Origin of the sequence: Frankia sp. AiPs1 (assembly GCF_023716945.1) — a bacterium.
Classification (GTDB): domain Bacteria; phylum Actinomycetota; class Actinomycetes; order Frankiales; family Frankiaceae; genus Frankia.
This window is the reverse complement of the sequence record NZ_JAMQQF010000107.1, coordinates 1-14,633: the sequence shown is the minus strand read 5'-3', so window position 1 is coordinate 14,633 and position 14,633 is coordinate 1. Positions and strand designations below refer to the sequence as shown.

At 71.1% G+C, this 14,633-nt stretch carries 13 protein-coding genes and 1 pseudogene; 9 read left to right on the top strand and 5 right to left on the bottom strand.

Annotated features, from left to right (window positions below):
* Positions 1 to 303 (top strand): annotated as a pseudogene (locus ND748_RS12690) (hypothetical protein); the annotation flags it as partial.
* A 148-nt stretch (positions 304 to 451) separates the two neighbouring features.
* Positions 452 to 760 (top strand): GlsB/YeaQ/YmgE family stress response membrane protein, encoded by a 309-nt coding sequence (locus ND748_RS12685; protein ID WP_044885693.1) that lies wholly within the window; start codon positions 452 to 454, stop codon positions 758 to 760.
* A 249-nt stretch (positions 761 to 1,009) separates the two neighbouring features.
* On the opposite strand, the gene ND748_RS12680 is transcribed toward ND748_RS12685, so the two are convergent.
* Positions 1,010 to 1,453: a hypothetical protein gene (locus ND748_RS12680; protein ID WP_251745996.1), complete on the bottom strand. Its 444-nt coding sequence runs from the start codon at positions 1,451 to 1,453 to the stop codon at positions 1,010 to 1,012.
* Positions 1,454 to 1,822: 369 nt separating this feature from the next.
* Positions 1,823 to 3,496 (bottom strand): mechanosensitive ion channel family protein, encoded by a 1,674-nt coding sequence (locus ND748_RS12675; RefSeq protein WP_251745995.1) that lies wholly within the window; start codon positions 3,494 to 3,496, stop codon positions 1,823 to 1,825.
* A gap of 318 nt (positions 3,497 to 3,814) precedes the next feature.
* Here ND748_RS12675 and ND748_RS12670 point away from each other — a divergent pair, with 318 nt between their 5' ends.
* From ND748_RS12670 to ND748_RS12640, 7 genes are all read left to right on the top strand, one after another.
* Positions 3,815 to 4,378: an N-acetyltransferase gene (locus ND748_RS12670; RefSeq protein ID WP_251745994.1), complete on the top strand. Its 564-nt coding sequence runs from the start codon at positions 3,815 to 3,817 to the stop codon at positions 4,376 to 4,378.
* A gap of 349 nt (positions 4,379 to 4,727) precedes the next feature.
* Complete coding sequence (locus ND748_RS12665) at positions 4,728 to 5,570, top strand: SCO2525 family SAM-dependent methyltransferase (protein ID WP_251745993.1); 843 nt, start codon at positions 4,728 to 4,730, stop codon at positions 5,568 to 5,570.
* Positions 5,571 to 5,605: 35 nt separating this feature from the next.
* Entirely contained in the window at positions 5,606 to 7,453 is a 1,848-nt protein-coding gene (locus ND748_RS12660) for an SCO2524 family protein (RefSeq protein ID WP_251745992.1), read from the top strand.
* Positions 7,450 to 8,370 (top strand): SCO2523 family variant P-loop protein, encoded by a 921-nt coding sequence (locus tag ND748_RS12655; protein ID WP_251745991.1) that lies wholly within the window; start codon positions 7,450 to 7,452, stop codon positions 8,368 to 8,370. The genes ND748_RS12660 and ND748_RS12655 overlap by 4 nt, the downstream gene beginning before the upstream one ends.
* A 122-nt stretch (positions 8,371 to 8,492) precedes the next feature.
* Complete coding sequence (locus tag ND748_RS12650; RefSeq protein WP_251745990.1) at positions 8,493 to 9,509, top strand: SCO2522 family protein; 1,017 nt, start codon at positions 8,493 to 8,495, stop codon at positions 9,507 to 9,509.
* A gap of 1 nt (position 9,510) precedes the next feature.
* Entirely contained in the window at positions 9,511 to 10,608 is a 1,098-nt protein-coding gene (locus tag ND748_RS12645) for an SCO2521 family protein (protein WP_251745989.1), read from the top strand.
* 13 nt (positions 10,609 to 10,621) lie between these two features.
* Entirely contained in the window at positions 10,622 to 11,602 is a 981-nt protein-coding gene (locus tag ND748_RS12640) for a hypothetical protein (protein WP_251745988.1), read from the top strand.
* A 93-nt stretch (positions 11,603 to 11,695) separates the two neighbouring features.
* On the opposite strand, the gene ND748_RS12635 is transcribed toward ND748_RS12640, so the two are convergent.
* The 3 genes from ND748_RS12635 to ND748_RS12625 all read right to left on the bottom strand — a co-directional run.
* Positions 11,696 to 12,328: an acetyltransferase gene (locus ND748_RS12635; RefSeq protein ID WP_251745987.1), complete on the bottom strand. Its 633-nt coding sequence runs from the start codon at positions 12,326 to 12,328 to the stop codon at positions 11,696 to 11,698.
* A gap of 211 nt (positions 12,329 to 12,539) precedes the next feature.
* Positions 12,540 to 13,742 (bottom strand): acyl-CoA dehydrogenase family protein, encoded by a 1,203-nt coding sequence (locus ND748_RS12630; protein ID WP_251745986.1) that lies wholly within the window; start codon positions 13,740 to 13,742, stop codon positions 12,540 to 12,542.
* Between the two features lie 119 nt (positions 13,743 to 13,861).
* Positions 13,862 to 14,633: acyl-CoA dehydrogenase family protein (locus ND748_RS12625; RefSeq protein ID WP_251745985.1), on the bottom strand; the 772-nt coding region annotated here is incomplete at its 5' end.

Here is a 14,633-nt window from a genome sequence, read left to right as displayed (position 1 = left end):
GCGGAGAAGGCCGCCGGGACCGTGCGGGAGAAGGTCGCCGAGAACCCCCGGCTGGCCGCCGCGACGGAGCGGACGATCGGCGCGCGCGACCGGGCCGTCGGCACCGTGCGGGAGCGGCTCGCCCAGCACCCGCAGGTGAACGCCACGGCCGAGAAGACCCTCGCCACCAGCGGCAAGGCGGCCCGTTCCGCCGGCCAGCGGGCCCGGAACAACCCGCGGGCCACCGGTGGCGTACTCGCCGGCACCGCGCTGGTGCTGCTGGTCCGCCGAGCCCGTCGGCGCCGCCGCCGCAGCGCCGACTGAGCACCGCCTGTCCGGGGTGGTTGGGTCGTCGTCCCCGTCCTCTTCCTCCGGTCTGTTCCCGCCGGACCGGAAAAGAGCGCGCATACCGGTGTTTATGCCGATCGGGTGCGGGGACAGATGACTCAACCACCTCGGCAGGGAGAATAAAATGGTCACATTCGTCGTCGTCATGATTCTGCTCGGTCTGGTCGCTGGCGCCGTCGCTCGCGTGGTGCTGCCCGGACCTGATCCGATCGGCATTCTCGGCACCATTGTCGTGGGCATCATCGGTTCTTTCGTCGGCGGCTTCCTCGGCTACGTTCTGTTCAACAAGGATGTCGGTGAGGGCGCGCTCCAGCCGTCCGGGATCATCGGCTCCATCATCGGTGCCATCCTGGTGCTGCTGATCTGGCGCAACGTCGGTGGCCACAGCAACAGCCGGTCGCGTGGTCGCAGCCGCCGCTACGCCCGCCGGTGACCGAACTGACCGTCGGTCACGGCGACACCCATCGGTGATCTCCGGGACTGCCGAGAAGCCGACGGCCGCGAGGTCGGCGCGGGCCAAAGCCCGCCCCGCGCCGACCTCGCCCGCCGCCCCCGCCACCGGGTCCGTTCCCCAAGGACCCTCCCGCGCCAACCCGCACCAGACTTCGCCGCCGGCACCCGCCCCGGCGGCTTTTCGCTGTTCCGGGTCGTGGAGTATCGACTGACGGGCTGGCCGGCGGTGTCAGGTGGGCGGCAGGGCGAAGATCGCCGCCAGGTGGACCGGTTCCACGAACCTGCCGTCCGGGCAGCATGCGCGCAGCGTTTCGGTGATCTCCTTCTCGAAGGAGGCTCGCCGGTCTCCCAGGAGTCGCCTGATCGGGAACGACGTCGAGTACAGGTAGCCGACGACCTGGTCGAGCGTCCACTGCCGCTCGAACTCGTAGACGATCCGTTCCGCCTGCCGGAAACGAGATCCGCCGAGGACGAGCTCATAGGACTCTGTGGGTGGCACGAAGACGCCGCTGCCAGCCCGGCGCACGGTCCCGAGAAACCTCGCCTGGATCTCCTCGATCGCCCGCTGCCAGTCAGTCACGGGACGGACGAGGCAGTTGTCATTGACGATGACAAGGCCGCCAGTCGGCGTGATCATGTCGGCGAGCGTTGCCAGCACACGGTCCCGGTCCATCCAGTGGAACGAGCGGCCCATACGGCCCGCAGCCGAGATCGAGGAGTCGGCCTGTCCCGGCGAGGGAGAATCGCCGCGCGACCTCTGTCAGGAATGCCTGCGGGTAGCCAGGTCGGTGGCGAGCGTAGTACGCAGCGGTTCCAGTGAACAGATCGCCGATCATGCCGCCAACCTATTGGCCGTCTGCGGGTACGTCCTTCCCTTCCGGGAGGTTCCGCGGAACCGCGTCACGCTGTCCGAGACCGCCCGGCGCGACCTTCGTCGATCTTGGTGTTCCGCGGAACCGCGCCACCGGCCCCGGCTGCAGCCGACTGGTCGATCATGCACGTCCCCGGGTGCTGGACGCCACCCGCCGGATGCGGGACGGCGCTACCGGTCCTGGCGCCGGGGTTCGCGGTCGCCGGCGGTGGTGTCGCTGATGGTGGTGTCGCGAGGAGTGGCGGTGTCGCCGGTGGAGTTCGGATCCCGCGTGGACCGCTTGTCGGGGCTTGGGTCGTCGCGGGCGTCGTCGCCGTGGTGGTCCGGGTCGGGCGCGTGGTCGGTGGTCTCGCTGAAGTCGCGGGCCCGCTGGGCGGCGTCCGCGCTCGCGCCGGAGAACAGCCGCGCGTCGTCGGCGGCGTCGGCGTGCGGGGGCTGGGGGCCGTCCGGGGCGTCGGCGGTCTGACCCGGGCCGGTCGAGCCGTCGGGAGTGCGGGGCGTCGGGGGGCGATGGCTGCCGCCGCCGTCCCGGGTGGACAGGGTGATCGTGGTGATCGGCTCCCAGTCGCGGCGGGCGCCGTCGCCTTTGCGGAGCCGGTCGCTCGGCATCCCGCCGTGGTCCTCACGCTCGCGCACCAGGGTGCCGATGGCACTACCGTCGCGGTCGCCGGCTCCGTTCTGGCGGCTGGTGACACCGTTGGGGCCGGCACCACTGTGCTGCTCTTTGCGGTACCGGCCTTCGTCGCGGCGCTCGTCGGCGAGGTGGGCGGGGCCGGTGAGGTGGGCGGTGGCGTCGAACTCGATGCGGGTCCGCGGCAGCGCGCGGTGGTGGTTGCGCTGCAGCCACAGCACGAGCGCCTCCCGCATGTGGCAGCGCAGGTCGAAGGTGGTCGGGCCGTCCTTGCCGCTGACCAGTACCCGGATCCGGATGTGGTCGCCGACGGCGTCGGTCACCTGCAGCACGCAGACCCGCTGGTCCCACAGGTCGGTGGCCGCCAGGACCCGGTGCATCTCGGCGCGCATCTCCTCGAGCGGGACCTCCCAGTCGAGGTCGAGCTCGACCGCACCGAGTACGGCGGACTCCTTGCGGGTCCAGTTCTGGAACGGCGTCGTGGTGAAGTACGTCGACGGCAGGATCATCCGCCGGTCGTCCCAGATGTGGACGACGACGTAGGTCAGCGTGATCTCCTCGATCCGGCCCCATTCCTCCTCGACGACGACCACGTCGTCGACCCGGATGGCGTCGGTGAACGCGAGCTGCAGGCCCGCGAAGACGTTGGCGAGCGAGGTCTGGGCGGCGAGGCCCGCGACGATGCCGACGACGCCGGCGCTGGCGAAGATGCTGGCCCCGGCGACGCGCACGCCCGGGATCGTCATGAGCATCGACGCACCGGCGATGATCGAAATGATCGCGACAGTCATCCGCCGCATCAGCGTGACCTGGGTGCGCACCCGCCGGGCGTGCCGGTTGTCGACGACGTCGACCCGGTAGCGCGCGAGCGCGAGCTCCTCGAAGACGAACGCGAGGACGGCGACGCACCAGCCGATCCCGGCGATCAGCAGGATGTCGCAGACGTGGATTGCCGGCTGGGTCCAATCCTGTTCGTGGGTGGCATTGAGGCCGATGAGCAGCGCGAGCAGGATCAGGGTCAGCCGGACGGGCCGCCGGCCGCGGTGCGCGAGGTCGGCGACGATCCGGGAATGCCGGCCGATGCGCAGCGCGACCCGGTGCAGCAGCATGGCGGCGGCGACGGCGACGACGACCGCACCGACCAGGACCGTCAGCACGGCAATCGTCGACTGCATGTTGGAGAAGGACAGATCAGGCGCGGCGCTTACACGCACAGGCAGGCTCCTCGTTCCCTGGGGGCATGGCTCCCCGGGTGCCCTGCCCCTGATCCGGCGGCTCATGAAGTGATCCGCGCCATAATTGTGCGGAGGTGTTAACCGGCCGAGGGCATGCGCGCCGGTCCTGGTAGGCAGGCACACCACTTCGGGGTGAAGGATCGCGGATCGTGTGCGGCTGTGTGCGCTGTGGACGATGATGGGAGCGGAGCGTACGGATCACACGGATCGTCGACGCGATGGAGTCGGACGGGCGACCGCGACCGCGACCGCGACCGCGGACGGCAACGCGTCGCGGCACGCTCACCGGAGGCGGGTATGGGTTCCTTCCCGACCATCATCAGGCAGGTACAGGAAAAGGATCTGGCGGCCCTCGCCGGGTTGGACGAGCTGATCTTCGGCCATCTTGCCTATCCCTACTTCGTCCTGAGACAGATCTTCGACGTGCATCGCGGCGAGCTGCTCGTGCTGGAACAGGCGGGCGGAATGCGCGGATACTCCATCGCGGTCCGCTCGACGACCCGCGGCCTGGCCTGGTTCCTGGGGCTGGGGGTCGAACCGGACAGCCGGGGCCGGGGGTTCGGCCGGCGGCTCGCCGGCGCCTCCCTCGACCGCCTGCGAGCGCAGGGTCTCGATCGGGTCCGGCTCACCGTGGACGGCGAGAACGCCGCCGCGGTGCGGCTCTACCGCCGGCTGGGCTTCGTGCGGCTCGGCGAGATCGCCGACTACCTCGGCCCCGACGAACCTCGCCAACTCCTGGAACTGGCGCTCAAACCCGCGGACCGGGATAGGCCCACGTCCCCCACGGTGGGAGGTCAACGCGACCCACTCGGTCCGCGAGCCGAGAAGTTCCACAACAATGCAGGACCGACATCTGGGTAAGTGACATCGACAGATCGCTACCGATTGCCGCGCGGATCGCGCCTACCACCCGCCGTGAGCAGGGCGGCATAGCTGTGGGGTTGACCGGAGGCGGGGGTGGGTGCGGCTGTCGCCCGCGCAATCGGGAAAAATACCCCCTGATCGGATCCGGGGATCGCGGCCGGCCTCGCGTACTGGTGTGTCGGTCGCCGTCACGTCCGTTCGGAGTGGGACCGTCCGACCGAGGGATGTGACGGGAAGCAGAGATGTCCGCCACCGGTGCGAACTGGTCGGGTCGCCACCCCGGCTACCTTCGAACCTTTTCGGCCGTGCCCGGAATTTGATAGCGTGAATCCAAGAGGTGTATACCATGTCGGAGCCGCAGATGGCCCAGGTTGATTCTCGTCACCGGCCCGGTACTCGGCCGACCGGTCGCGGTGCCGACGGGGAGGCGCTGGAGCGGCGGCCCTCCCCCGTCGACGCGCCGCGTAACGCCGACTTCCCCTGGGACGAGTTCGACACGACCTCCTACCTGCGCCATAACTATCGCAGCCTCCGGCCGGACGACCGGCAGATCCTCGAACGGGTCCGGGACTTCTTCGCGGGCTCCCTGCCGGCTGGCGGGGCCCGCGGGCTCGATGTCGGATCCGGACCGAACCTGTACCCGGCGCTGGCCATGCTGCCGTTGTGTCGCACGATCACGCTGTTCGAGCCGTCCATCAGCAACGTGGCGTGGTTGCGGGACGAGATCGGCGACTACGGGCGCTCGTGGGATCCGTTCTGGGAGTTGTTGTGTGCACGGTCGCGCTACCGGCGGGTGGGCGACCCGCGCCAGACGCTCGCCGACCGGGTGTCGGTGCAGCAGGGCAGCGTGTTCGAGCTTCCCCGGCGCGGGTGGGACGTCGGCACCATGTTCTTCGTCGCCGAGTCCATCTCGGAGCGACCGGAGGAGTTCGAGGACGCGGTCCGGCGGTTCCTCGAGGCGTTGCGTGCGGGTGCCCCGTTCGCCGCGGCATTCATGGAGAACTCGGACGGATACGACGTCGGCGGGCGCCGCTTTCCGGCCGTCGCCGTTGAGGCGGGCTACATCCGGCGGATTCTCGAGACGGCGGCCACCGACCTGCGACTGGAGCGGATCGGCATCGGCAGCGACGTCCTGCGGGCCGGATACACCGGGATGATCGTGGCCTGCGGCCGGGTGCGGGCCACATGAGACGGGGCCAGCGGTCCCGGAACCGGAGGTGAAAGGTGCGCATCCGACCTCGGCAGTCGCTGCTCGAACTGTGGCGGGCGACGGTCGACTACTCCTACCGCGACGGGGTGTGGACGGCCGCCGGGCGGGCCGAGCCGAATTCGACCAGTGATGCCGAGCAACTGCTGTGCCTGATGTATCCGGCCTCCCAGATCGCCGCCTTCAAACTCGACCGGCCGGACGAGACGGCCCGGGATCTGCGTGAGGCACTCGCCCAGCTCGGGGACGCGGTGGAGATTCCGCGTCGGCTGATCACGGCGATGCGCGCCTACATGCAGCGGTACACCGCTGGCGCCAACACACCGGTCTTTGCCGGCGGCAGCTACTTCGAGCCGCGGGTGGAAGGCGAAGTGCTCACCCCGGAGCAGCGACGGCTCGACGTCGTCGACTCCTTCTCGATGTCCATCACCCTTTCGCTGGCGACGCTGGGTTTTCTCAACGTGTTCGAGAAGGTCGTGCGGCGCCCGGCACTGCTGGCCCAGATCGCCGAGTTGGAGGAGATGGCCAGCCGCCGGCTCACCGCGGCGATGGTCGGCCTGCTGCGCAGCTTCACGGTGCACGCGTTCGCGCCGGACTCCCCGGCGGGCCGCGTGCTGTGCCAGACGGTCAACCAGCGCGGCCTGCCGCCCAAGAAGATCGTCGCCGAGCTGCACGAGGCGCTCGCCCAGGTCCGCGCGGGTCTCGCCGAGGTCACCCTCGGCTCCGGCGGCGCCGAGGAGCTCGACAACGAGGAGCACCTGTTCGAGTGCGGCTGGTCCTGGGGGGTCATCAAGGACGCGCCGGAGGTGCCCACCGTCGAGCCGCTGGACCAGCCGGTCGGCGTCGCCGTGCGGCGACCGTTCCTCTACTTCACGGTCGTCGCGCTCGACGGCATCCTCGATCTGTTCTCCGAACGGACCCGCATCCTCGACCTGCTGACCGAGGAGCAGCAGGGGTTCATGCGCGCCCTGCAGATCCGCTGGGACCTGACCCAGCAGTACTGGTCGATCCTCGCCGGGTTCGGCGGGGAGCGCTGGCCGCTGGAGGACATTCCCTGGCGGACGACCGACGGGCGCGAGTCGGACTACTACAGCCTGCTCGTCACCTCCGTCACGGTCGAGGCGCTCGTCCAGCGCCGGGCCGTCGACCTCGACCTGGCCCGGGTGGGCCGGGTGCTCGAAGAGCTGTCAGCCCGGGGCCGTGTCACGCGCCGCGCGCTCGAGGAGGACCCGGCGGTCGAGATGCACGTCCCGGGGGTGCGGCTGAACCTCTACGGCGCCGAGGACCTCCCCTCCGGGCTGCGGGGTCCCGAGGTCGTCTGGCCGGTGGCCGACTTCGCCACGGCACTGCTCAAGCGGACCATCCGCGTCGCCTCGCTCGCGGGCGGGACGGAGCTGCGGGACCGGCTGCTGCGCCTGACCGACGACGTCTGGGACCATCTTCATCTGCGTCGGCTGACCGGCGGCCCCGCGGCCGGGCTCTGGGACGACGCGAGCGCCGCCTTCCCGCAGCTCAAGCCGGAGGACCAGGCACCCTCGTGGTACCTCACCGAGCGGGTGATGGAGTGCCTCGTGGTCGCGGCCACCATGACCAACGCGGCGCCGCTGCGCAACGACCGGCTGATGGTCATGGCCCAGGACCTCGCCATCGAGGCCGATCACCTCTACAGCCAGGAGCTACTGCGCGGCGCCACCGACGTGGGCCCCGTGGGCAGACGGCTCGACCACCTGGGCCGGCGGCTCGAACGGGCCCGCGCCGTCGCCGACAGCAGGCCCGGGACGGCGATCGCGATCCTGTTCGAGGTGCTGGGAGAGCTCGACGAGCTCGTCGCGGTGCGCCGATCCAGGCAGGGCGATCCCGAATGATCCTCTTCGCGACCTCCGACAAGGGTGGCACCGGTCGATCGGTGACGAGCTGCAACGTGGCGCTGCGCTGCGCGTTGCAGGGCAACGACGTCTGCTATCTCGACTTCGACTTCGGCTCGCCGACCGCGGGCGCGATCCTGCACGTGGACGCGGCCACCCGCGGCCTCGACGGTGGCCGCGGCCTGCACAGCTACCTGGAGGGTTCGGTCGCGGCACCGGCCGAGCTGGATCTGTGGCGGCACATCGAACGGGCCGAGCTGCGACCCCGGCCGGCGGGCGCGGGCCGGCTGGTGCTGCTGCCCGGAGATGAGGGCGGCGGCGAGTTCCCGGTCGACGACGAGATGACGGACCGCTGCCAGCGGCTGCTGCGGCGCCTGGCGGAGGAGTTCGAACTCGTCATCGTCGATCTCAGCGCCGGGCGTTCCTACGCGCTGCAACTCGTCCTCGAGGTCACCGCGCGGCCCGCCCTGCGGGCGGTCGTCACCCGGTGGCTGGTGTTCCATCGGTGGACCCGGCAGCACATCGTCGCGGCCGCGGGCCTCGCCTACGGCGAGCACGGCATCGTGGACACCGGCGCGGCCAAGGGGCATCACCGCGACCGGCTGCACGACTCCGTCCGGTTCGTCCGCACCGCCGTTCCCGACCCGGACTCGTCCCAGTTCGCCGGTCTGCTGCCCACCCAGGCGGCCTGGTTGCAGGAGACCGACGCGGAGCTGCAGAAGCTCGCCGCGCGTCAGCGAATCGGGCGCAGCGTCCTGCTCGGCTCGGTCCCGCTGGATCCCGTCCTGCAGTGGCGTGAACAGCTCATCCTCGACAGTGATGTCTGGACGCTGCGGATCGCGAACCTGGAGACCAGCACGGCCCTCGACGCCCTCGCCAAGAGCGTCCTGGACGACGAGTCCTGGGAAGGGCTCTGACAGGCGTACTGGCGCGAGGTCGTGTGGGGTGACGGGCGAGACGAGGGCCGACGGGTGGGACGAGGGCCGACGGGCGGGACGAGGGCCGACGGGTGGGACGAGGGCCGACGGGTGGGACGAGGGTGACGGGCGGGACCGGGGTGACGGGCGTGGAGGTCGTCGTCGGGGAGACGGGCGCCACCGATCGGACGGTGGAGATACCCCTGTCCCACCTGTCCGTCGAACTCGGCCACCTGTACATGGACGAACTGGTCGACGGCAGCGTCGATCTGCCCGCCTACTTCGGCCGGATAGCGACATGGACCGGCCCGGACCAGTTGGCGGACCTCGCCCGCGTCCCGCGGTCCCTGCTGCGGGCAAGTACCTGCGTCCTTGTCGACGACTACGCCGCCGCGCCGCTCGGGCCCGACGTGGTGGTGCCCCGGCTGATCGCGGCCGCCCGATCCGCGGGCCTGACCATCGACTACCTCGCGCGTGAATCGGGCTGCGCCGCGCCGATGGACGGTGCGGCTGCGCTGGCCGGGCCCCGGCCGGCCGCCTCCCTCGCCGATCTTGTCGAGGGTCTGATCGTGGCCGACCCGGCGGCGGGCTTCAACGGCAACCGGCCGCCGGCGCACGAGAACGGCTGGCTGTGCAACGGCGTTCGATCGCCGGCCGGTGGCGCCCGGCAGGCCATGCGGGCACCCGTGGCCTGGCAGCCGCCGCTGGAGAATCGGGCGCACCGACATTCGATCTTCCTTGACGTGGAGATCTGGCGGGAGCAGGGATCCGGCCGGCGGTGGTCCTGCCCGTTTCTGGCCACCGTGTGGCAGCTTCTCCGGCTCGGCCAGCTCCGCGTCCTCGGTCAACCGGCCGCGACCCCGGTCGACATCGACCCGGACGACCTGCCGGCCACCTGGGCGCAGTTCCCGACGATCGCCCGGTTACCGGGCCACGCGGCCCCGTTCGCCGCGTACCGCACCCTGTCCGTGCTCGATGGCCAGTTCCTCCCCGTCGAGCACGCGGTCCGGATGACTCTCGGCCAGGTCGCCGTCGACCCGATCGTGGCCGAGCAGACCCTGCGCCGGGCCGGGCGGGAGAACGTGCCGCTGCCGGCGGAGCTGCCCGACCGGGTCGGGCACGTCTTCCTCGGCGGCTGAGATGGCGGCGCAGGGGGAGGCGCAGAGGGCGGACGAGAGGGGCGCGGGGATCATCCCGGCGGCCGGCGCCGGGTCATGTGTGCTCGTGGGCGAGGTGCGGACCGGGCTGCTCGCCCACTCCCGGGCGCTCACGGAGCCGGAGGCCACGGGGATCGTGACCTTGCGGCCCGGGTCCCAGGTGCGGGTCTCGGCGCGGCCCGTGCCCCACTGCGTCTCACCGGACCTGACCCTCGGGGTGCACTGCCCCGTCCCCAGCGCCTCCGGGGCCCGCCGCGACGGCCTCGGCACGGTGCTCAGCCGAGCCTCGGTGACCAGCGGCCGGCTGGTGCAGGCGAGCACCCACGGCCGGATCGTCCTGGGCGGTGCACGGTCGGCCGGGCGTCGCCGGCCCTGGGCCCACCATCTCGCCCACCCCGGGATGATCGAGGTGGGTGGCCGGCTGTCCGTCGACGATCTGGCCGACGGCTTCCTGTCGACCGAGACCGGCGACGGCCCTGGGAGCACCCTCGACCTGGGGGCGGTCTGCGGCCGACTGCTCGACCAGGCGCAGGAAAGCCCTTTTCTAGACCAGAAGCCGCCTTTTCGGGCACGGCGGACGCGGTTCAGGTTCGCGCTTCTTCCGTGCGGCCATCCCGCAGTCGGCGAATCCGCCTCTCGTTCAGAATCCGCCGTCGCTGACACCACGTCTGGTCGTTCGCCGGTGCCGGGTCACGTCTGCCGCGTTGGTTTCGTCGTCGCGGACGAAACCGTACGCACACTGCGTATTCATGGATCCGGGTTGGACCTTGTGAGCGTCGTCGGACTATGCGAGGATCTCGCTCTCCATGATTGGCTTCTCACCACGGTCCAGTATGTCGTCACCGGCAGCCGGGTTCGGGCAGGCGGAGGAGGTCGGTTGCCATCGCAGCTGAAGCCGGTAATAGATCATCTGCTGCATGTGTGGATGCCAGGCGCGCGAATCGGCGAGGAGCTGCTTCCGGTCTGGACAGGTCTCGAACAACGGCTCGGCTTCTCCCGCCAGTGGGAAAGCCTGGTCGGCTGGATTCGCGATCAGCTTGCTCTCGCGCTCCTCGCCAGCCTGGGCGATGGAGCCCGCTAGGTTCGGGGGAACCGTGAACGACCAGATCCGGGTCGGTACGACATCCGAGGTGCTGCGGAAGTCGACGATCAGCGTCCTGACCGGCGGTCTTACCTGGGTGATCGCCAACCTGACGGGGCAGCAGAAGGAATGGGCCCTGCTGTTCTCGGCCTTCGTCGGGTCCGTCGTCCTCATCGTGCAGTTCCTCGTCGACTTCGAGCGGCGTATCAAGCTGGTCGAAGCCTCGATCGAGGCGCACCATGCAAGCATAGAATCCATCGTGCAGCGCCGATTCGCGGAGATCGGCGGAATCGCCGAGTTGTTCAGCCTGGTCGAGACCTCGGCGATGCGCACCGATGTCGTCGTCCAGTTCCTTCGAAACGCGGTCGCGATCGGGGAGTCGCCGCGGCTGCGCTACGATTTCGCCCATGCGGAGATCCATCGGATGTCCGAGTTCCTGCGCGAACTGGGAAGCGGGACGGCGACCTACTTCGGCGAGGACCGGGACTGGCTGCTCGGCCTGACCCGAGAGGCCAGCACGTCCATCGACGCCATCAGCCTGCCCTCGGTCGACGGCGGCGGGCACGGCTTCGCCGACGGTTTCTGGGAGAGCGACCTCGGCCATCGCTACCTGGAATGCCAGCGCGAGGCGGCCGAACGACGCGGCGTGCGGATCCGGCGCATCCTCGTGCTGGATCGGCTGAGCGTGCTGGCCGAGGAGAACCTGCACAACCTGTGTTCCCGCCATTCCAACCACGGCATCGAGGTGCGCACCCTGCACCCGGAATCGATCCCGCTCGGTGCCAGCCGCGCCCTGCTCGACTTCATCGTCTTCGATGACGTCATCGGCTACGAGGTCACGCCCGGAGCCCACGCGGACGCCGACATGCCGCCGACGATCGTCAACACCCGACTCGTGCTGCGGGCGGACGCCGTGCAGGCCCACCGGCACCATTTCGACGAGCTGTGGAAGGTGGCCGAACCGTTCGACCCGTCCGCCCCGCAAGCCGCCTGAGTCGGTTGGGTCGCCTGAGTCGGTTGAGGGGCGGCGGCCCGGGCCCCGCCGCCTGAGCCGGCGCCCGCCGCCTGAGCCGGCGTCGCGACCGCCTCAGCGCGCGCGGGGGGGCAGGAAGCGGTACATGACGTAGAGGTCGACGTTGCCGAGCCAGGGGTGGCGGTACGCGGCGGGCAGCGTGCCGACCTGGCGGAACGCCAGCGACCGCCACAGCGAGACCAGCTTCGGGTTGGCGGCGACGACGTGGACCTGCAACGCCTGGTAGCCCAGGTCCGTGGCGTAGTCGATCATTTCCTCGGCGGCCTGGCGGCTGACGCTCTCCCAGTGACCGCCGGCACGCCCACGGGTGGGGGACACCGGGCCACCGTAGGGCCCGTGATCCTCGTACGGACCGGCGCCGGCGCGAGGTCCCCCCTGGTCGATCCGCTTCGGATCGACCAGCAGCATCGCCTGTGCCACGTGGTTGCCGAGGCCCGGCAGGCTCGGCGTCAGCAGCGCGGTTGCCACGATGGCCGGCGCGCCCGGCGGTCCGTCCGCCGCCTCGTCCGCCTCGACCTCCTCCTCCATGACCAGCACCTCCGCCGGCGGCGGGAGCATCCACAGGGTTCGGGCGGTCTCCTCGCCGGTGTCGGGTTCCCAGGGGCAGGTCTCGCCCTCGATCACGACGGCTCGCCAGACTGGCCAGATCGCGTCCCAGTCCTCCTCGGACGCCCGCCGTGTGCGCACCTGTCCGATCCTGCCCGTTCGCCGCATCGTGCGGGTAACGGCGATGCGACACCGGTGCCCGCGGACGGTGTGAGCGCGGCGAGGTCTTCGGCGTGGACGGGACGAAACAGAAAGGGACTGCGGTCCCTCCCGCCCTGCGAGCCCCACCCGGGCCTGCCGCGCGGCTCCGGCTCCTGACTCGCTACCGTGCGGTCGGCTCCGGGACGAGCGGTCAGCCGCGGGGGACCTCCCGCCACGGCTTGCCGGTGTCGACGCGGACGTCGCCGGGCAGCCGGAGCACCCGCTCGCCCAGCACGTTGCGCAGGATCTGCGACGTCCCGCCCTCGATGGTGTTCGCCCGAGCTCGCAGGAACCGGCGCTGCACACTGTCGGAGGGGTCGTCGTAGGAGTCGTAGAGGGTGCCTTCGGGGCCGAGCAGGTCCATGCAGAAGTCGTAGATCTTCTGGTTGAGTTCGGCGCCGACGAGCTTGCCGATGGACGCCTCCGGTCCGGGCGGCCCGGCGGTGCGGGCAACCCGGGCGCGCTCCCCGGTGAGCCGGTAGGCCTCGGCCTGCGTCCACAGGTCGGCCAGCCGCAGCCGCAGCGCCGGGCTGTGCAGGTCGGGCCGGTCCCGCCACAGCTCCAGCGCGTCGGCGATCGTGCCGGAGCCGCGGCCCAGCGCGGAGTCGCCGATCGCGGAGCGCTCGTTCATCAGGGTGGTCATCGCGACGTTCCAGCCCTGGCCGACGTCGCCCAGGCGCTGGGTGTCCGGGACGCGCACGCCGGTCAGGTAGACCTCGTTGAACTCCGCCTGGCCGGTGGCCTGTCGCAGCGGCCGCACCTCGACGCCGGGGGCGTGCATGTCGACGATGAAGTACGTCAGCCCGCGATGCTTGGGCAGGTCCGGGTCGGTCCGGGCCAGCAGCAGCGCCCAGCTTGCCAGGTGCGCGAGGCTCGTCCACACCTTCTGCCCGTCGACGATCCAGTCGTCGCCGTCGCGCACCGCGCGGGTCGACAGCCCGGCGAGGTCGGAGCCCGCGCCCGGCTCGCTGAACAACTGGGCCCACATCTGCTCGCCGGTGTACAGCGGGCGCAGCAGCCGGGCCCGGTGCTCCTCGCCGGCATGTCCGTGCAGGGTCGGACCGGCCATGCCGACGCCGATCGGGTTGTTCAGGAACGGGTCGGGCCGACCGCCGGCGGCCAGGATCGCGTCGGCGACCGCCTGCAGCCCGGCGGGCAGGCCGAGGCCGCCGAAGCCGACGGGGAAGTGCACCCAGGCCAGGCCCGCGTCGTAGCAGGCGCCGAGGAACTCCGCCGTCGTCGCGGTGGCCGGATCGAGGCCGGCGACCACCCCGTGGGCGGCCTGTTCGACGCGCGCCCGATCATCCTGCGAAGCCCCCGCCGCCGCCAGGGCGTCGGCCGTCTCGGCGCTCATCGCCGTCTCCCGCCTGTCGTCGTCACATCGTGCCGTAGATCGCTGGTGGGTACGTGGATCATCGCTGGTGCGTTCGCGGGTCGGTGATGCGTGCGCGGGTCGTGGGCCACGCCGGTGGGCTAGCGGCCGTCTGCGTCGTCGAGGACGAGCTGGGCCAGCCGCTCCTGGTGCACGTCGGCGCCGCCGAACAGGGCCGCGTCGGTGTAGGCGCGCTTGAGGTACAGGTGCGCGGGATGCTCCCAGGTGAAGCCGATCCCGCCGTGCACCTGGACGGCCATCGCCGCGACCTGCGTGAACGCCGTGGAGCACACCGACTGCGCGAGGCTCGCCGCGATCCGCGGGTCGTCGGTGCCCTCGTCGAGCGCCCACGCCCCGTGGTAGGCCACCGAACGGGCCTGCTCGACGAGCACCAGCATGTCGGCGCACAGGTGCTTGACCGCCTGGAACGACCCGATCGGCCGGCCGAACTGCAGCCGGGTCCTGGCGTACTCGACGGAGAGATCGAGCAGGTACTGGGCGGCGCCGACCTGCTCGGCGGCCAGCAGCACGGCGGCGGTCTCCGCGGTGGTGGCGAGGACGGCCGCGGCCTCCGGTGCCGCGGCGAGCAGCCGGGCCGGGACGTCGTTGAAACTGACGGTGGCCTGTCGGCGGGTGAGGTCCATCGTCGGCGTGGACTGCCGGATCAGCCCCGTGGCGTCGGCGCTCACGGCGAACAGCCCGATGGTGCTTCCGTGTCCGTCCGTGTCCCCGTCCGCGCCGCCGATCGCCGCGCCCCCGATCGCCGCGGCGACCAGCAGCAGGTCCGCCGCGGCGCCGTCCAGCACGTACGCGACGGAACCGCGCAGCGTGTACCCGTCGGTCGCGGCGCCGCCCGGCGAGGGGGTGCCGTCC

Coding starts and splice junctions, on each gene's coding strand:
- ND748_RS12685 (WP_044885693.1), top strand. CDS start 452: ATGGTCACATTCGTCGTCGTCATGATTCTGCTCGGTCTGGTCGCTGGC.
- ND748_RS12680 (WP_251745996.1), bottom strand. CDS start 1,453: ATGGACCGGGACCGTGTGCTGGCAACGCTCGCCGACATGATCACGCCG.
- ND748_RS12670 (WP_251745994.1), top strand. CDS start 3,815: ATGGGTTCCTTCCCGACCATCATCAGGCAGGTACAGGAAAAGGATCTG.
- ND748_RS12665 (WP_251745993.1), top strand. CDS start 4,728: ATGTCGGAGCCGCAGATGGCCCAGGTTGATTCTCGTCACCGGCCCGGT.
- ND748_RS12655 (WP_251745991.1), top strand. CDS start 7,450: ATGATCCTCTTCGCGACCTCCGACAAGGGTGGCACCGGTCGATCGGTG.
- ND748_RS12645 (WP_251745989.1), top strand. CDS start 9,511: ATGGCGGCGCAGGGGGAGGCGCAGAGGGCGGACGAGAGGGGCGCGGGG.
- ND748_RS12630 (WP_251745986.1), bottom strand. CDS start 13,742: ATGAGCGCCGAGACGGCCGACGCCCTGGCGGCGGCGGGGGCTTCGCAG.